Origin of the sequence: Geomonas oryzisoli (assembly GCF_018986915.1) — a bacterium.
Classification (GTDB): Bacteria; Desulfobacterota; Desulfuromonadia; order Geobacterales; family Geobacteraceae; genus Geomonas; species Geomonas oryzisoli.
Map to the genome: position 1 here is coordinate 256,615 of NZ_CP076723.1, position 15,666 is coordinate 272,280.

Sequence of the window (15,666 nt, forward strand, 5' to 3'; positions counted from 1 at the left end):
GATCCTCCTGTTTTTTGTTACCTGTTGGTGAGCTTTTCCAGCATCTCGGGGTAACGGTCCCCCTCCACGTGTATCTTCGCGGCGGCGGTGTCGATTTGGCGCAGGTCGTCGGAGCTCAGGGTGATGTCGACCGCGCCGTTGTTCTCGTCCAAGCGCTCCAGTTTCGTCGTTCCCGGGATGGGCACGATCCACGGCTTTTGCGCGAGCAGCCAGGCGAGGGCGATCTGCGCGGGTGTGGCTTTCTTCTGAGCCGCGATCTCCCCCAAGAGGTCCACCAGGGCCTGGTTCGCCTGTCGTGCCTCGGGGGTGAAGCGGGGGAGGGTGGTGCGGAAGTCGGTGCTGTCGAAGGTGGTGCCGGCGTCGATTTTCCCGGTCAAGAAGCCTTTGCCGAGCGGGCTGTAGGCGACGAGGCCGATGCCGAGTTCTTCAAGCGTGGGCAGGATCTCCGCCTCGGGGCGACGCCACCACAGCGAGTATTCGTTCTGCAAAGCGGCGACCGGCTGCACGGCGTGAGCGCGGCGGATGGTCTTTACGCCCGCCTCGGAGAGGCCGAAGTGCTTCACCTTCCCCTCCTGGATCAGTTGCTGCACCGCTCCCGCCACCTCTTCGATAGGCACGTCCGGGTCGACCCGGTGCTGGTAGAAGAGGTCGATCACGTCGGTCCTGAGCCGCTTCAGGGAGGCTTCGGCGACTTCTTTGATATGCTCCGGGCGGCTGTTCAGCGCCGGCGTGGCGCCCTTCATGCCCCTGGGGTCCTTGCCGGGGGCGATGTCGAAACCGAACTTGGTCGCGATCACCACCCGGTCCCGCACGGGGGCAAGCGCCTCGCCGACCAGTTCCTCGTTGGTGAACGGGCCGTAGACCTCGGCGGTATCGAAGAAGGTGACGCCGCGTTCAACAGCCGTCCTCAGCAGGGTGATCATCTCCTGCTTATCCTTGGGAGGGCCATACGAGAAGCTCATCCCCATGCAACCAAGGCCAAGGGCGGAAACTTCCAGGCCGCTGTTTCCCAGTTTACGCTTTTGCATTGCTGGTCTCCTTTAACTGACTTGTGTGGTAGTTGATGCAGTAGGGACCGGTGCTGTGAGAGTCGGCATACCGGCAAATTCTATCGCATCGTGCTCTATGCTCCAGCCGGGTCATGGTTCGTGTCCCGCTGAAGATGATCAGATCGTAGCTCCTATCAAGGAAACATTGGTAGACCGATCCTGTCTGATTTTTGCCTGATCCTCCGGATGCTGCAAAAAATGTTGTAATGAGTTTGGAGCTTGGGTAGGATGAGTCGTGTCAAAAGGTTGTTAAAACAGCTGGTTTGGGCTGATGGTTGGAGGTCTGCGCAATGGAAAACGCAATTGAAACTTTGAGGTGGAGCGTTGCCCGATGGACCGAACGCGAAGAGTTGTTCGAGACGCCGATCCCCGGTCTGTCGTTGTTCAAGAGGGAAGAAGTCACCGAGCCCACGAGCGGCATGTACGAGCCGAGTGTCTGCCTGGTGGCCCAGGGTGCCAAACGCGTGCAACTGGGCGATGAAACCCTGACCTACGACGCCAATCACTTTCTGATTACGTCGGTGCATCTGCCCACGGTGGTGCAGATCATCGAGGCAAGCCCGGAGAAGCCGTACCTTGGCCTGAGGCTGATGCTCGACCTGCGCGAGGTCTCGCAACTGATGCTGGACAGCAACCTTCCCCAGCCCCGCACGCAGCAATCCAGCCGCGGCATGGCGGTAGGCGAGGTGAACTTGCCTCTTCTGAGCGCCTTCCAGCGCCTGATCGACCTGCTTGGGGAGGAGAAGGATATTCCCATCCTCGCACCGATGATCCAGCGGGAGATCATTTACCGGCTGCTGGTGGGAGACCAGGGGGCGCGCCTGCGCCAGATGGCTTCGGCGGGAAGCCAGAGTCAGCAGATCGCCCGGGCCATCGACTGGCTGAAGGGCAATTTCTCCAGCCCGTTACGCATCGACGATCTGGCCACCAAGGTCAACATGAGCACTTCGACCTTCCATCACCACTTCCGGACGCTGACCGCCATGAGCCCGTTGCAGTACCAGAAAATGCTGCGTCTGAACGAGGCTCGGCGCCAGATGCTGACCGAGCGCGTAGATGCCACCACGGCCGCCTTCAACGTCGGCTACGAGAGCGCCTCCCAGTTCAGCCGCGAATACAGCCGCCTGTTCGGAACACCGCCGTTGCGGGACATCACCCACCTGCGCCGCATGGCTAGCGGTGACCTGACCACCTCTGTCTCGGCGTGACCCGCCCATCCTGCTGGCGCATCCCCGGGCCCTTCACCTAAAGTGGGAAGACCATCACCTAAAGTGCGAAGGTCATCACCCAAAGTGCGAAGGTCATCACCCAAAGTGCGAAGGTCATCACCCAAAGTGCGAAGGTCATCACCCAAAGTGCGAAGGTCATCACCCAAAGTGCGAAGGTCATCACCCAAAGTGCGAAGGTCATCACCCAAAGTGCGAAGGTCATCACCCAAAGTGCGAAGGTCATCACCCAAAGTGCGAAGGTCATCACCCAAAGTGCGAAGGTCATGACCTAAAGTGCGAAGGTCATCACCCAAAGTGCGAAGGTCATCACCTAAAGTGCGAAGGTCATGACCTAAAGTGCGAAGGTCATCACCCAAAGTGCGAAGGTCATCACCCAAAGTGCGAAGGTCATCACCTAAAGTGCGAAGGTCATCACCCAAAGTGCGAAGGTCATCACCTAAAGTGCGAAGGTCATCACCTAAAGTGCGAAGGTCATCAACCAAACGGTGATGACCTTCGCTAAACGGTTTGCACCTTTCGCCGAAAGGATGATGCCTTTTTCGGCTGAAGCATCTTCCGGCTTTCCGAGGAAGAGAAGCGTGGGCTCAGTGGGCGGCCGCGGCTAAGGATCATTGCTGATCTTCGATGTTCCAGTACCCCGGCTTTGCGCAGATGCTGAGCTCTTCAGAATCCTTTTGTGAAGCAGCCGGCTCCCGGGGTTGCGCCGCTGCTTCCTTGGTGAGGATTACCATTTCGACCTCCTCCCCCACGTGGCTCTTGATCACACCGACATCCTGGCCTTTCTTCAACTCGAGGACTATGTGGCCATCGTCGTCCTGTCCAATTATCCCCGTTGCTCTCAGTTTCATGGATAACCCCCTCTGTTGATGTGGTCGGGAAAAAGTACCCACGAATCGTGCCATGTCGTTAGAGAAAGTCAATGTGGCGGATGGGGAGATGTGCGCCCCAACTATCAGCGGGCCTAGTATCTGCGGGAGTAAGGCGGGGACAGTAACGAAAAGAGCGGCTGCTTCGCAGCGACTACCGTGATGGTATCGCAACGAAGAGCCGCTCTTGTTTTTCTACGTGCGGCTGACAGCGCCTATTCGGCGAGCAGCCTCTTGATGGTGTCTTCCATCGCTTTCGCGGTCTGGTCGGAGAAGCCCTGGAACCTTTCCACGACCACGCCTTTCTTGTTGATCACGAAGACGGTGGGGATGGAGCGCAGTCCGTATTCGGTCTGCATCTCCTCGCCTGCTATGGCGACCGGGTAACTGATCCTGCGTTCGTTGATGAAGTTCTTGACGTCGCGGTCGCTTCCTTCATCGACGCTGACTCCCAGTACCTGCAGTCCCTGCTTGCCGTACTTGGCCTTCAGCGAGTTCAGGTGGGGGATGGCCTCCTTACAGGGGATGCACCAGGTGGCGAAGAAGTCCATCACCAGGACGTAACCCTTGTAGTTGTTCAAGGAGATCGGCTGGCCGGAAGTCGTGGTCAGCTTGATCGGCGGAGCGGGGTCCCCTTTCTGCAGTATGGCGGCTGCCGGCTGGATGAACAGCAGTTGGGCTGCCAGCGCGAACGGGGTGATTCTCAACAGGTATTTCTTCAACTGCATCTGCTTTTTCATTTTACAGAGCCTTATTGATCAGGGCCTCCAGCTGGGCTTTGGGGATGGCGCCGACGACCTGGTCAAGCACCTTGCCGTCCTTGATCAGGATTACGGTGGGGATCCCGCGCACGCCGTACTTGCCGGGGGTAGCCGGGTTGTCGTCAACGTTGACTTTGCCTACTTTAACGCGTCCTTCATATTCGGACGCCACGGTATCGATGAGGGGAGCGATCGCTTTGCACGGGGCGCACCAGGTGGCCCAGAAGTCTACCAGCACCGGGATGTCGGACTGCAGGACTTCCTTCTCAAAGTTGTCGTCGGTAAAGGTATGTACGTTTTCGCTGGCCATGGAACCATCTCCTTTAATAAAAAAGTGAGTTCTACTATAAAGGAGCGGTTAAAAAAAGCAAGGAGTAAATGCCCCCTTGGTGAGAGACAACTAAAGTCTGCAAACCCCTCTGCATCGTTCATGTATTCAGCATTGACAGGGCGCAGGGATAGGCTCATATTGGGGCGGCCGCCCCGGGATAAACATCCGATCCCCAGGTCTCGCGGGGCGCTCAGGAGTGCTCGTGCGACATTACCCGATAAACCTGAACCTGAAGGGGCGACTGGTGGTAGTGGTGGGTGGCGGCAAGGTGGCGGCCCGCAAGGCGGCACGGCTTGTCGATGCCGGTGCGCGCGTCACCGTCGTGGCCCCCGCCGTCGAGGAATCGCTCGCCGCTTTTGCCGCGCAGGGGCGCATCGTGCATCTGTGTCGGAATTACCGGTGCGGGGACCTTGCCGGCGCCACTCTCGCCTTCGCCGCTACCAGCGAACCTGCCGTCAATCGTGAGGTGGCCCGGGAGGCGCGCGAACTGAACATACTGGTCGATTGCGTGGATCTGCCGGACGACGGCGACTTCGTGACACCTGCCGTTCTCGAGCAGGGGGACCTCCTGATAACCGTCTCGACAGGTGGAGCGAGCCCTTCTCTGTCAAAACGGATCGTTGAACGACTGAGGTCCCAGTTCGGTCCTGAATACGGTGAGGCGGTTGCCCTTTTAAATGCCCTCCGTGAAAAGCTATTGACTGAAAAGGTGGGGAACGCATACAATGACACGGTTTTTGCCGAGCTTGCCGCGCTGGATCTACCCGCGCTAATCAAAAACGGGCAGAGAGATGCCATAGACCAGATACTCCTGAAGCTCTCCGCTGCCGGGGCCACACCGGGCTCGGTAGGGGCAGGAAAAGAGGACCCTTCATGAACGCCTTGCTCTTCAACAGCACCCTGGTCATCTACGCGGTCGTCACCGCGGTCTACCTGATCTACTTGCTCAAACCGAAGGAATCCCTGGGCAAAACCGCCCTCTGGCTCACCCTGGCCGGCTTCCTCGTGCACTGCGGTTTCACCTTGAACCGCTTCCTCGAGGCCGGGCACACCCCGATCACCAACCTGCACGAATCGCTTTCCTTCTTCAGCCTCTCGGTGGTGGGCATCTTCCTGCTGCTGGAAAGGCGTTACAAGATCAGCATCCTCGGCTCGTTCATGATGCCGGTGGCTCTCTTGATCATGGCGATTTCCGCCTCCTTCTCGACCATCATTCCGCCTTTGAATCCGGCCCTGAAGAGCAAATGGCTCGCGGTCCATACCATCATGGCCTTCCTGGGCTACGCCGCCTTCGCCATTTCCTTCGGCGTCAGCATCATGTACCTGATCCAGTCGCATTTCCTTAAAACGCGCAAGCTGGGCTCCATGTTCCAGAAACTGCCGTCGCTGGACGTCCTGGACGACATCAGCTACCGCTGCCTCACCTTCGGTTTCCCGCTGCTTACCTTTGCCATCATCTCCGGCGCCATCTGGGCCGAAACGGCCTGGGGCACCTATTGGAGCTGGGATCCCAAGGAGACCTGGTCGCTGATCACCTGGTTCATCTACGCCGCGCTGCTGCACGGCAGGCTCACCACCGGCTGGCGCGGCAGGAAAGCCGCGATGCTCTCCATCTTCGGCTTCGTCATCATGCTCTTCACCTTCCTCGGCGTAAACCTGTTGCTGCCGGGGCTGCACAGCTATAAGTAAGAGGGATTTCCCCAGAAGGGGCAGGGATTGTTATGAACATTATTGTGGTCGGGCTTTCGCATAAAACTGCCGGAGTTGAGGTCCGGGAAAAGGTTGCTTTCTCCCCCACCCAGATGGAGAAGCCGCTCAACGCCCTCGTGGCGCTCCCCGACATCACCGAGGCCGTGATCGTTTCCACCTGCAACCGCGTGGAGATCTACGCTACCACCCGCGACGTCGCCGGCGGCATGGCTCGCCTGAAGCGCTTCCTTGCCGACTATCACAACTTTCCGCTGGAGACGCTCGAGAAGCACCTCTACAGCTACCACGGGGAGGAGGCCACCCGCCACGTCTTCCGCGTCGCGTCGAGCCTCGATTCCATGGTGGTCGGCGAGCCGCAGATCCTCGGGCAGATCAAGACCTCCTACGGGTACGCCGCCGAGTTCAAGAGCTCCGGCATCATCCTGAACCGCTTCCTGCACAAGGCTTTCTCCGTCGCCAAGAGGGTAAGAACCGAGACCAAGATCGCTTCGTCCGCGGTCTCCGTCGCCTTTGCCGCCGTGGAACTGGCCAAGAAGATCTTCGGCGAGCTCTCCGACAAGACGGTCCTCCTCATCGGCGCCGGCGAGATGTGCGAACTGGCCGCCAAGCACTTCATCAACGTGGGCGTGCGCGGCGTCATGGTCACCAACCGTACCTACGAACGCGCCGAGAAGCTTGCCGAGGAGTTCGACGCCAAGCCGGTGCACTTCGAGGCCCTGATGGACCACCTCCCCAAGGCGGACATCATCCTCTCCTCCACCGGAGCCCCGCACTTCATCATCCACGAGAAGGACATGGAAGACGTGCTGCGCCGCCGCAAGCTGAAGCCGATGTTCTTCATCGACATCGCCGTGCCGCGCGACATCGATCCCAAAGTCAACGATGTGGAGAACTGTTATCTCTACACCGTCGATGACCTCAACGGCGTGGTGGCCACCAACCTGGAGCAGCGCAAGGTCGAGGCGGCCAAGGCCGAGGCGATCGTCGAGCAGGAGATCGGGCAGTTCTTCAAGTGGCTCTCGTCGCTGGACGTGACCCCGACCATCGTGGCCCTCAGGAGCCACTTCGACGAGATCAGGAAGGCGGAACTGGCCAAGACCCTGTCCAACTGGAAGGATCTCCCTCCCGGTGCGGACAAGAAGATGGAAGCTCTGACCAACGCCATCATGAACAAGCTGCTGCATCATCCGACCAGCCTGCTGAAGAGGACCGACCAGGGAAGCCGCAACGATCTCTACGTCGATGCCCTGCGCCATCTCTTCGACCTGGAGACGGGCGAACAGCAGGAAAGCATGATGGAACTGGAAGACTGAGAGGCAGGTTAAGGTTAAGGCTAAGGTTGAGCAAAAAACGATACATCTTGAAATGATCCAAATATAAAGGAGAAGTACATGGCGCTGAAAGAGCTGAGAATAGGAACCCGCGCGAGCCAGCTCGCACTCTGGCAGGCAAACTGGGTCAAGTCCGAGCTGGAAAAACGCTACCCCGACATGACCGTCACCTTGAAAAAGATCAAGACCATCGGCGACAAGATCCTCGACGTGCCGCTGGCGCAGGTGGGTGGCAAGGGACTCTTCGTGAAGGAGATCGAAGAAGCGATGCTGCGCGGCGAGATCGACATCGCGGTGCACAGCATGAAGGATGTGCCGACCGAGTTCCCGGAAGGCCTGGGCCTGTACTGCATCACCGAGCGCGAAGATCCCCGCGACGCGGTCATCTCCAAGGGTGTCAAGTTCCTTGACCTGCCGCAGGGCGCCCGCATCGGCACCTCGGCGCTGCGTCGCCAGGCGCAGCTTCTAAAGGTTCGTCCCGACCTGGAGATGGTCATCATCCGCGGCAACGTGCAGACCCGCATGGACAAGCTGGAGACCGAAGGGCTCGACGCAGTCATCCTGGCCGCCGCCGGCCTGAACCGTCTCGGCTTTGCCGATCAGATCACCGAGCTGCTCCCGACCGAACTGTCGCTTCCGGCCATCGGCCAGGGCGCCCTCGGCATCGAGTGCAACCTCTCCAACGAGGACGTGAAGGACGCCATCTCCTTCTTCAACCACCCGGACACCAGCCGTGCGGTGCGCGCCGAGCGCGCCCTGCTGTGGCGCTGCGAGGGCGGCTGCCAGGTACCCATCGCCGCCTTCGGCGAAGTGACCGGCGACGAGCTCAAGCTGACCGGCTTCATCGCCTCGGTCGACGGCAAGGTTTCCGTGAAGGGTGTGGTTACCGGTCCGGCCGACGACTGCGAGAAGCTGGGTGTGAAGCTTGCCGAGCAGCTTCTCTCCGAGGGCGGCCACGCCATCCTCGCCGAGGTGTACCAGCGTGAAGTTTCCCGGGAGAAGGAAATCCCGGTATAATCCACCTTCGCCAAGGCTTCGGTGGACAAGTCCCACTTTACCAGTGAGTCTGTCCGCCGAAGCCCGTGTGAAGACGGCGCGATGATTGGAGCTTGCCCACCGAAGCCTTGGCGAAGGTGGGTGGTTACAGCTTTTGCTTTTTTCATTTTAAAGGCTAACGGTTCTACCTTAGCCTTTTGCCTTTTGCGCACGACACTCTCTTTTCCTGGTGCGAGATGACTGCTGAAACGACAAAGAAGGGCTACGTCTACCTGATCGGCGCGGGTCCCGGTGACCCGGGGCTGATCACGGTGAAGGGCCGTGACTGCCTGGCCAAGGCCCAGGTGGTGATGTACGACTACCTGGCCAACGACGAACTGCTGCGGCTCGCTCCCAAGGGGGCGGAGCTTATCTATGCCGGCAAGGTCGGGGGCGAGCACAACCGCGAGCAGAGCCAGATCAACGACCTGCTGGTGCAAAAGGCGCTTTCCGGCAAGGTGGTGGCGCGGCTCAAGGGGGGAGACTCCTTCATCTTCGGCCGCGGCGGTGAGGAGTGCGAGGCGCTGGTGGCGGAGGGGATTCCGTTCGAGATCGTACCGGGCATCACTGCTGCCGTCGGCGCCACCAGCTACGCCGGGATCCCGCTTACCCACCGCGGCGTGACCACCTCGGTCGCTTTCGTTACCGGGCACGAGAAGAAGGGGAAGGCATCCTCGGAGATCGACTGGGAAGGACTCTCCCTCGGGAGTGGCACCGTGGTCTTCTACATGGGGGTCACCAACCTGCCGCACATCGCGCAGAGCCTCATGGAGCATGGCCGGGCGCCGGAAACCCCGGTGGCGCTGATCCGCTGGGGAACGCGGCCCGAACAGGAGGTGCTGGTCGGCACGCTGGCCGATATCGCGGAAAAGGCGCGCACCGCAGGCTTCAAGGCACCCGCCATCACCGTGGTCGGCGAAGTGGTCAACCTTAGGGAGACGCTGCGCTGGTTCGACAACCGGCAGCTCTTCGGACACTCGGTCCTGGTCACCCGCGGCGCCGATCAGGCGGGGGAATTCACCTCGATGCTTGAGCAACTGGGAGCCCGCGCCTACTGCTGCCCGACCATCGAGATCGCCGCACCGCACAGCTATGCCGCACTCGACGAGGCCATCGACGCCATCGACAGCTTCGACTGGGTCGTTTTCACCTCGTACAACGCGGTCAAATACTTCTTCGAGCGACTTACCGAACACGGCTTCGACAGCCGGGCTCTCGGCCGTTGCCGCGTCTGCGCCGTCGGCCCCAAGACCGCCGCGGCCCTTGCCCCTTACGGGATCCGCCCCGACCTTATCCCCACCGATTACAAGGCCGAGGGAGTGGTGGCGGCTTTCTCCGAGCTGGACATGAACGGCAAGTGGGTGCTGTTCCCGAAAGGGGATCGTGCCCGCGAAGTGATCCCGGAAGAACTGGGCCGCCTGGGGGCGCAGGTAATCGCACCGGTGACCTACGCCAACCATACACCGGCGACCATTCCGGAGGAGGCACTGCTGGCACTTGAGGAGAAGCGTGTCGACTGTGCCACCTTCACCTCCTCCTCCACGGTCCGCAACCTCGCCGACATCCTCGGGGAAAACAGGTTCCTGCACCTCATGGAAGGGGTAAAGGTCGCCTCGATCGGCCCGATCACCTCCAAGACCTGCAGGGATCTGGGTTTGGAAGTGCACATGGAGCCGGCCGAGTTCACCCTGGAGGCCCTGTCGCGGGAAATGATCAGGTTTTTCGGCGGGAAGATTTAGAGTTTAACCACAGAAAGCAAAAGGAGAATTGGTATGTTCTACCCGGTGTACAGAGCGAGACGAATTCGGGGCAAGGAAGTCTTCAGAAACATGGTCAGGGAGACCGCCATCTCCGCCAACGACCTGATATACCCGATGTTTACCGCCTTCGGCAAGGGGATCAAGAAAGAGATCTCGTCCATGCCGGGCATCTACCAGCAGTCCATCGAGAACATCGTCGAGGAGGCCCAGGAGGCTTACGAGCTGGGCGTTCCGGCGGTGATCCTGTTCGGTATCCCGGAGCAGAAGGATGCCATGGGTAGCGATGCCTACTCCGAGACCGGCATCATCCAGGAGACCATCCGCGCCATCAAGAAGGAAGTACCCAAACTCGCCGTCATCACCGACGTCTGCATGTGCGAGTACACCGACCACGGCCACTGCGGCGTGATCAAGAACGGCGACGTGGACAACGACGAGACCCTGGAGCTTTTGGCCCGCGAGGCCCTTTCCCACGCCCGGGCGGGCGCCGACATGGTTGCCCCCTCCGACATGATGGACGGCCGCGTGGCCGCGATCCGCGAGTCCCTGGACAACAACGGCTTCAATCACATCCCGCTGATGAGCTACGCCGTCAAATACGCCTCAGGCTACTACGGCCCGTTCCGCGAGGCTGCCGAGTCGACCCCGCAGTTCGGTGACCGTCGTTCCTACCAGATGGATCCGGGCAACAGGCTCGAGGCGATCCGCGAGGCGCGGATGGACGTCGAGGAAGGCGCCGACATCCTGATGGTCAAGCCGGGCCTGCCGTATCTCGACATCGTGCGTGAGGTGAGAAACGAGTTCAACCTCCCCACCGCCGTGTACAACGTCTCCGGCGAGTACAGCATGGTGAAGGCCGCCGCCAAGATGGGGTGGATCGACGAGGACCGCGTCGTCATGGAGACCATGATGTCCTTCAAGCGCGCCGGCGCCGACCTGATCCTGACCTACCACTCCAAGGAAGTGGCGAAGCTGCTGAGGAAGGGGTACGAGGCCGAACTGAACGGCCGCTGCGGCTGCGGCTGCAGGTAAACGAGAACACGTTCAACGTTCTGCGTTCAACGTTTGACTCTTGTCTTCCTCCTTCGGCACCATTGTGGTGACGGCAGGGGAGAATGCGAAAAAAAAGGCCTTCGGGGTGTTCCCGAAGGCCTTTTTGCTTGGTTCTATTCAGATGCCGTCGCGGCAATCTCGCCAACGGTGGTACTTACTGGAACGTTGAACGTTGAACGTTGAACGTTGAACGGCCGTTAAGCCCTTATCATGACCAGCAGCATCTTGAAGCGCTTGACCGCGCGCAGGGAGTGGGGCTTGTTGGCAGGCATGATGATTATCTCGCCTGCCGAGACGTTATGGGCGGTACCTTCGATGTTGATCTCAGCCTCACCATCCAACACCTGCACGAAGGCATCGTAAGGAGCGGTGTGCTCGCTCAATCCTTCACCGGCGTCGAAAGCGAAGGCGGTGATGGTCCCCACCGGTTTGTCTATGACCGTCCTGCTAACCACCGCGCCGTCCTGATAGCCAGCCAGATTCACCAGGTTCAATGCTTCGCCCAGAGCAACACCTTTTTTCTCTGCCATTGTCCTATCTCCTTTTTCAGTAAGTTTACCTAGATTGTTTTTCTTGATTCGAACTGTAACCCGTACTGAGAGTGTTGCAATTGATGCAGGTCAATCTAATGGTAAAATTCTGCGCATGCCCAAACCTTTCCGCTACCTCGAACCTACCTTCTTCGCAGGACTGTTCGACGACCCGCTGCTTTTAGTCCGGGTCCGTCCCACCGGTCGCGCCCTTCTTTTCGATTGCGGCAAGATGCATCACCTCGCCAAGAGGGTCTACACCTCCATCGACGCCATCTTCATCAGCCACGCCCACATGGACCATTTCATGGGGATGGACAGCGTCATCCGCCACAGCCACGCCTCGCCGCGCACTATCGACGTCTTTGGTCCTCCGGGACTGTCCAAGCGCATGGCCAGCAAGTTCGCGTGCTATGACTGGAACCTTGCCGATACCTTCTGGGGGAATTTCAGGGTCAACGAGGTGGGCGCGAACGGCCGGGTCGCGAGCACGCTCTACAGCGGCCCGGAGGCGTTCCTCGCCAGTTCCGAAGGGGAGAGAAACGGCGTCCTTTACGGCAACCGCCACCTCACCGTGAGCGGGACCCAGTGTGAACATCACATTCCGGTGATGGCCTATCGCATCGACGAGGGGGCCGCCTTCGTGCTTGACGACGAGCGCATGGCGGCGGAAGGAGTACGGAAGGGTGAGTGGCTCAAGGACATGGAGAAGCTGTTCCATGACGGGATGGAGGGGAGGGCGGTCAGGTATCTGCATGAGCGCGGCGGGCGTGTCGAAGAGGCGGTTGCGCAGGATGCCGCGGCGTTGTACCAGCGCATCAGGACGTTCGAACAGCCGGCGAGCATCGGGTACGTGACCGATATCGGGTATTCCGAGGAGAACGTTGCCAAGCTCGCGGGGTTGGTGCAGGGGGTGACCCTGTTGGTATGCGAGTGTGCCTTCCTGGCGTCCGAGAAGGCTAAGGCCGGGTTGTCGCGCCATCTCTGCACGACCCAGTTCAACGAGCTCCTGGACCGGTTGCGCCCGAGATACGTGCTGCCGATGCATTTCTCCAAGACCTACCAGAGGGGGAGCGAGACCTTGTACCAGGAGATCGAGCCCCCGTCCGGGGTCACGGTTCTCAAGATCCCCGACCGGCTCACCCCGCGCCCCATCATGGAAAGCGAGGTGCCGCGGCCGATTGAGATGTGAGCCTCACGCAAAGTCGCAAAGGCGCAAAGAAAGAAAAAAGGCAAAACAATTAGCCACGGAGCAAATCTGAGGAAATCTGAGACTGCAAAAACAAAGAAAGGGTAAAAGCTTTTTGGTTTTACCCCAAGTCACGTGTTTGGTTTTCTCCGAAGTTCTCAGATTTTCTCCGTGGCCAATGGGGTTGCTTTTCTTTGCGTCTTAGCGGCTTTGCGTGACACGCCCTGGTTTTTCTGCTACAAAGGCAGCCATGAAAAAGTCCAGTTCCAGCGATGCTCCGCTTGTCTACTCCTCGGAATTCGGCCGCATGTGCCCCGGCTGCGGCAAACCCGTCAACGCCTGCGCCTGTAAGAAGTCGTCGACGCCCGCCGGTGACGGCACGGTGCGCGTAAGGCGCGAAACGAAAGGGCGCGGCGGCAAGACGGTCATCGTCATCACCGGCCTCCCGCTCGACGCGGCGGCGCTCACCGCGCTTGCGGGCGAACTGAAGAAACGCTGCGGCTGCGGCGGCACCGCGAAGGACGGCGTCATCGAGATCCAGGGCGACCATGCCGAAACCCTCATGGCCGAACTCGCCAAGCGCGGCTACAAGGCGAAGCGCGCCGGGGGGTGAAAGCCGGCTATTCCACCGAAAACGACTTCCCTTCCAGTTCCACCCGATCACCGGGACGCAGTTTCCTGCCGCGGCGCAGTTCCACCTCGCCGTTCACCGATACCATCCCCTCGGAGATGATGATCTTCGCCTCGCCACCCGAAGAGACCGCATCCACCGCCTTCAGAAAACTGTCCAACTTGATAAACTCCGTGTCGATCTTCACGCATCCTCCAATCTCTATGACTGCCACCGTTATGGCGCGGTTGAACTTATCACACTTTTCTGCTAAAAAGGGGCATTTCGCAAAGGAGATTGTGCATGTATACCACTAACGATTTCAAGAAGGGGCTCGTCATCAAACTGGACGGCGCTCCCTGTGTCATCATGGATGTAGCCTTCCAGTCCCCCTCCGCCCGCGGCGCCAACACCATGGTGAAGACCAAGTACCGCAACCTGCTCACCGCCCAGGTGCTTGAGAAGACCTTCCGCTCCGGCGACAAGGTGGACGAGGCCGATTTCGAGCGCCACAAGGGGCAGTTCCTCTACGCCGACGGCGGCCGCGGCATCTTCATGGACCTCGAGAACTACGAGCAGTTCGAGATGGAAGAAGACAACTTCGAAGCCATCGCACCCTTCCTGCTGGACGGCACAGAAGTCCAGCTCGGCATCTTCCAGGAGCGCATGGTCAGCGTCGACCTCCCCATGGTCGTCGAACTGGTGGTGACCGAAACTGCTCCCGCGCTTAAGAACGCCACCGCCACTGCGCAGACTAAGGAAGCGGTGCTTGAGACCGGCCATCGCCTGCAGGTTCCGCCGTACCTCGAGACCGGCGAGAAGATCAAAGTCGACACCCGCGACGGCCGTTTTATCTCCCGCGCTTAGTCAGTCATAAAAATTAGAAGAAAAGGGTTGACACAGTCGACGATTCAAAGTATAAAGTTGGTCTCTTGCCCAGATAGCTCAGTCGGTAGAGCAGAGGATTGAAAATCCTCGTGTCGGCGGTTCGATTCCGTCTCTGGGCACCACCAGAAAGTAAAGAGGCCAGCTAGAAATAGCTGGCCTCTTTTTTTTATTCCAATACGAGCCCGATGGGATCTGGCGAAAGTAGCAGGAGGCATCAATGCACCTGAACACCGATCACTTTGCCCGCTGCATTAGGACCCTCGAAAGCTCCCTCACCCTTCTCGCCGCATCCGATCCTGACAGCATCGATTACGAAATATACCGGAACGCAGTCGTCAAAGGTTTCGAGTTGACGCTGGAAACCGGCGGGAAGCTGCTCCGTAAGGCTCTTAAGGCGTACACCGGCAGCCCGAGAGAAGTCGACAGTCTCACCTACAAGGATGTGCTCAGGCATGCGTCGAAGCATGGACTGTTGGATGCCCATGCCGTCGAACGCTGGTTCCGCTACCGTGACAACAGAAACAGCACCGCTCGCGATTACGGTGTCGGGTTTGCCGAGGATACGCTGAAGCTGCTGCCTGGCTTCATCGTTGATGCCCGGGCGCTGGAGGCTACCCTATTGGAGCGTTTAGGTAATGCCGAAGCTTGATTTGCGTCCTGAATGGCTGGAGATGGTTCGCCACCTGCTGGCAGTGCACCTTCCCGATGCCGAGGTACTCGCTTACGGCAGCCGGGTCCAGGGAATGTCTCACGATGGCAGCGATCTGGATCTGGTGGTGCGCAACGTTGCCGATCTCACCCAGCCCCAGAGCAATCTGTTTGAACTGAAAGAGGCCTTTACCGACAGCAACATCCCCATTCTCGTCGACGTCTTCGATTGGGCGCGAATTCCTGAGAGCTTTCGGGAAGAAATTGAGAGAAGAGGAACCGTGCTGGTGCAAAGCGGCAAGCGCCTGTAGGGATAAGGGCGAAACAACACCAACCAATGACGTCCACTCCTCATGACAAAAGGGGCCAGTGTTTCTGCAACTGGCCCCTCTTCGTTTATTTTGCCTCTTTCGCGACCGTAAAATGAGCTTTACCCCAACGGCTGAGGCATCCTCGGTCTCCCTGCCAAGCCCAGGCGCTGGATGCTGCGCGAGTATGCCAACCTGCTGCGCCCACGGGAATAGAGGTGAAGGGGGATGCGAAAATACCTTTTACTTTTTACTTAATTGTAGAAGAACGTTTTAGTTGTACTATTTACCAGGACCTTGGTTGACAGGGCGAGAATTACTGTCATAGACAATTCGATGTGGGATTCCCAAGCGGGATGCCAAGCATT

At 59.3% G+C, this 15,666-nt stretch carries 19 protein-coding genes and 1 tRNA gene; 13 read left to right on the plus strand and 7 right to left on the minus strand.

Annotated features, from left to right (window positions below; genetic code table 11):
- Window positions 1–17 precede the first annotated feature (17 nt).
- On the minus strand, window positions 18–1,028 hold the full coding sequence (locus KP004_RS01165; RefSeq protein WP_216800573.1) for an aldo/keto reductase: 1,011 nt from the start codon (window positions 1,026–1,028) through the stop codon (window positions 18–20).
- Window positions 1,029–1,339: 311 nt separating this feature from the next.
- Here KP004_RS01165 and KP004_RS01170 point away from each other — a divergent pair, with 311 nt between their 5' ends.
- A complete protein-coding gene (locus KP004_RS01170; protein ID WP_216800574.1) occupies window positions 1,340–2,257 on the plus strand; it encodes an AraC family transcriptional regulator in 918 nt (305 codons plus the stop codon).
- A gap of 58 nt (window positions 2,258–2,315) precedes the next feature.
- Here the strand turns inward: KP004_RS01170 and KP004_RS01175 are convergent, their stop codons facing one another.
- From KP004_RS01175 to trxA, 4 genes are all read right to left on the minus strand, one after another.
- A complete protein-coding gene (locus KP004_RS01175) occupies window positions 2,316–2,543 on the minus strand; it encodes a hypothetical protein (RefSeq protein ID WP_216800575.1) in 228 nt (75 codons plus the stop codon).
- A gap of 343 nt (window positions 2,544–2,886) precedes the next feature.
- A complete protein-coding gene (locus tag KP004_RS01180; protein WP_216800576.1) occupies window positions 2,887–3,126 on the minus strand; it encodes a hypothetical protein in 240 nt (79 codons plus the stop codon).
- Between the two features lie 233 nt (window positions 3,127–3,359).
- The gene (locus KP004_RS01185) at window positions 3,360–3,872 is read right to left on the minus strand and encodes a TlpA family protein disulfide reductase (RefSeq protein ID WP_239026893.1); all 513 of its coding nucleotides are present in this window, start codon (window positions 3,870–3,872) and stop codon (window positions 3,360–3,362) included.
- A 13-nt stretch (window positions 3,873–3,885) separates the two neighbouring features.
- On the minus strand, window positions 3,886–4,215 hold the full coding sequence (trxA, locus tag KP004_RS01190; protein WP_199396653.1) for a thioredoxin: 330 nt from the start codon (window positions 4,213–4,215) through the stop codon (window positions 3,886–3,888).
- 223 nt (window positions 4,216–4,438) lie between these two features.
- Here trxA and KP004_RS01195 point away from each other — a divergent pair, with 223 nt between their 5' ends.
- The 6 genes from KP004_RS01195 to hemB all read left to right on the plus strand — a co-directional run bounded on the left by KP004_RS01195 (window position 4,439) and on the right by hemB (window position 11,104).
- Window positions 4,439–5,113, plus strand: a complete 675-nt coding sequence (locus tag KP004_RS01195) for a precorrin-2 dehydrogenase/sirohydrochlorin ferrochelatase family protein (protein ID WP_216800578.1) — start codon at window positions 4,439–4,441, stop codon at window positions 5,111–5,113.
- Complete coding sequence (gene ccsB, locus KP004_RS01200) at window positions 5,110–5,925, plus strand: c-type cytochrome biogenesis protein CcsB (protein ID WP_216800579.1); 816 nt, start codon at window positions 5,110–5,112, stop codon at window positions 5,923–5,925. Before KP004_RS01195 ends, ccsB begins: the two co-directional genes overlap by 4 nt.
- Window positions 5,926–5,957: 32 nt before the next feature.
- Window positions 5,958–7,259 (plus strand): glutamyl-tRNA reductase, encoded by a 1,302-nt coding sequence (gene hemA, locus KP004_RS01205; RefSeq protein ID WP_216800580.1) that lies wholly within the window; start codon window positions 5,958–5,960, stop codon window positions 7,257–7,259.
- 78 nt (window positions 7,260–7,337) lie between these two features.
- A complete protein-coding gene (gene hemC / locus KP004_RS01210) occupies window positions 7,338–8,294 on the plus strand; it encodes a hydroxymethylbilane synthase (protein ID WP_216800581.1) in 957 nt (318 codons plus the stop codon).
- Window positions 8,295–8,509: 215 nt separating this feature from the next.
- Entirely contained in the window at window positions 8,510–10,051 is a 1,542-nt protein-coding gene (gene cobA / locus KP004_RS01215) for a uroporphyrinogen-III C-methyltransferase (RefSeq protein ID WP_216800582.1), read from the plus strand.
- Between the two features lie 33 nt (window positions 10,052–10,084).
- Window positions 10,085–11,104, plus strand: coding sequence for a porphobilinogen synthase (gene hemB / locus KP004_RS01220; protein WP_216800583.1), 1,020 nt, complete (start codon window positions 10,085–10,087; stop codon window positions 11,102–11,104).
- A 218-nt stretch (window positions 11,105–11,322) separates the two neighbouring features.
- Here hemB and KP004_RS01225 read toward each other — a convergent pair whose 3' ends face one another.
- A complete protein-coding gene (locus KP004_RS01225) occupies window positions 11,323–11,655 on the minus strand; it encodes a cupin domain-containing protein (RefSeq protein ID WP_216800584.1) in 333 nt (110 codons plus the stop codon).
- Between the two features lie 115 nt (window positions 11,656–11,770).
- Between KP004_RS01225 and KP004_RS01230 the strand changes: the two genes are divergently transcribed.
- Both KP004_RS01230 and KP004_RS01235 read left to right on the plus strand, forming a co-directional pair.
- On the plus strand, window positions 11,771–12,847 hold the full coding sequence (locus KP004_RS01230; RefSeq protein ID WP_216800585.1) for a ribonuclease Z: 1,077 nt from the start codon (window positions 11,771–11,773) through the stop codon (window positions 12,845–12,847).
- 247 nt (window positions 12,848–13,094) lie between these two features.
- Window positions 13,095–13,457 carry a translation initiation factor Sui1 gene (locus KP004_RS01235; RefSeq protein WP_216800586.1) on the plus strand — a complete coding sequence of 121 codons (363 nt, stop codon included), beginning with the start codon at window positions 13,095–13,097 and terminating at the stop codon, window positions 13,455–13,457.
- A 7-nt stretch (window positions 13,458–13,464) separates the two neighbouring features.
- On the opposite strand, the gene yaaA is transcribed toward KP004_RS01235, so the two are convergent.
- Window positions 13,465–13,662, minus strand: coding sequence for a S4 domain-containing protein YaaA (gene yaaA, locus KP004_RS01240; protein ID WP_216800587.1), 198 nt, complete (start codon window positions 13,660–13,662; stop codon window positions 13,465–13,467).
- A 95-nt stretch (window positions 13,663–13,757) separates the two neighbouring features.
- Here yaaA and KP004_RS01245 point away from each other — a divergent pair, with 95 nt between their 5' ends.
- The 4 genes from KP004_RS01245 (at window position 13,758) to KP004_RS01260 (ending at window position 15,301) form a co-directional block, all read left to right on the plus strand.
- Window positions 13,758–14,321 carry an elongation factor P gene (locus KP004_RS01245; RefSeq protein ID WP_183345153.1) on the plus strand — a complete coding sequence of 188 codons (564 nt, stop codon included), beginning with the start codon at window positions 13,758–13,760 and terminating at the stop codon, window positions 14,319–14,321.
- A gap of 67 nt (window positions 14,322–14,388) precedes the next feature.
- Window positions 14,389–14,464 (plus strand) — tRNA-Phe (locus KP004_RS01250).
- Between the two features lie 95 nt (window positions 14,465–14,559).
- Window positions 14,560–14,991 (plus strand): nucleotidyltransferase substrate binding protein, encoded by a 432-nt coding sequence (locus tag KP004_RS01255; protein ID WP_216800588.1) that lies wholly within the window; start codon window positions 14,560–14,562, stop codon window positions 14,989–14,991.
- Window positions 14,978–15,301, plus strand: a complete 324-nt coding sequence (locus tag KP004_RS01260; RefSeq protein ID WP_216800589.1) for a nucleotidyltransferase family protein — start codon at window positions 14,978–14,980, stop codon at window positions 15,299–15,301. The genes KP004_RS01255 and KP004_RS01260 overlap by 14 nt, the downstream gene beginning before the upstream one ends.
- Window positions 15,302–15,666 lie beyond the last annotated feature (365 nt).

Coding starts and splice junctions, on each gene's coding strand:
- KP004_RS01165 (WP_216800573.1), bottom strand. CDS start 1,028: ATGCAAAAGCGTAAACTGGGAAACAGCGGCCTGGAAGTTTCCGCCCTT.
- KP004_RS01170 (WP_216800574.1), top strand. CDS start 1,340: ATGGAAAACGCAATTGAAACTTTGAGGTGGAGCGTTGCCCGATGGACC.
- KP004_RS01175 (WP_216800575.1), bottom strand. CDS start 2,543: ATGACCTTCGCACTTTGGGTGATGACCTTCGCACTTTGGGTGATGACC.
- KP004_RS01180 (WP_216800576.1), bottom strand. CDS start 3,126: ATGAAACTGAGAGCAACGGGGATAATTGGACAGGACGACGATGGCCAC.
- KP004_RS01185 (WP_239026893.1), bottom strand. CDS start 3,872: ATGCAGTTGAAGAAATACCTGTTGAGAATCACCCCGTTCGCGCTGGCA.
- trxA (WP_199396653.1), bottom strand. CDS start 4,215: ATGGCCAGCGAAAACGTACATACCTTTACCGACGACAACTTTGAGAAG.
- ccsB (WP_216800579.1), top strand. CDS start 5,110: ATGAACGCCTTGCTCTTCAACAGCACCCTGGTCATCTACGCGGTCGTC.
- hemA (WP_216800580.1), top strand. CDS start 5,958: ATGAACATTATTGTGGTCGGGCTTTCGCATAAAACTGCCGGAGTTGAG.
- hemC (WP_216800581.1), top strand. CDS start 7,338: ATGGCGCTGAAAGAGCTGAGAATAGGAACCCGCGCGAGCCAGCTCGCA.
- cobA (WP_216800582.1), top strand. CDS start 8,510: ATGACTGCTGAAACGACAAAGAAGGGCTACGTCTACCTGATCGGCGCG.
- hemB (WP_216800583.1), top strand. CDS start 10,085: ATGTTCTACCCGGTGTACAGAGCGAGACGAATTCGGGGCAAGGAAGTC.
- KP004_RS01225 (WP_216800584.1), bottom strand. CDS start 11,655: ATGGCAGAGAAAAAAGGTGTTGCTCTGGGCGAAGCATTGAACCTGGTG.
- KP004_RS01230 (WP_216800585.1), top strand. CDS start 11,771: ATGCCCAAACCTTTCCGCTACCTCGAACCTACCTTCTTCGCAGGACTG.
- KP004_RS01235 (WP_216800586.1), top strand. CDS start 13,095: ATGAAAAAGTCCAGTTCCAGCGATGCTCCGCTTGTCTACTCCTCGGAA.
- KP004_RS01245 (WP_183345153.1), top strand. CDS start 13,758: ATGTATACCACTAACGATTTCAAGAAGGGGCTCGTCATCAAACTGGAC.
- KP004_RS01255 (WP_216800588.1), top strand. CDS start 14,560: ATGCACCTGAACACCGATCACTTTGCCCGCTGCATTAGGACCCTCGAA.
- KP004_RS01260 (WP_216800589.1), top strand. CDS start 14,978: ATGCCGAAGCTTGATTTGCGTCCTGAATGGCTGGAGATGGTTCGCCAC.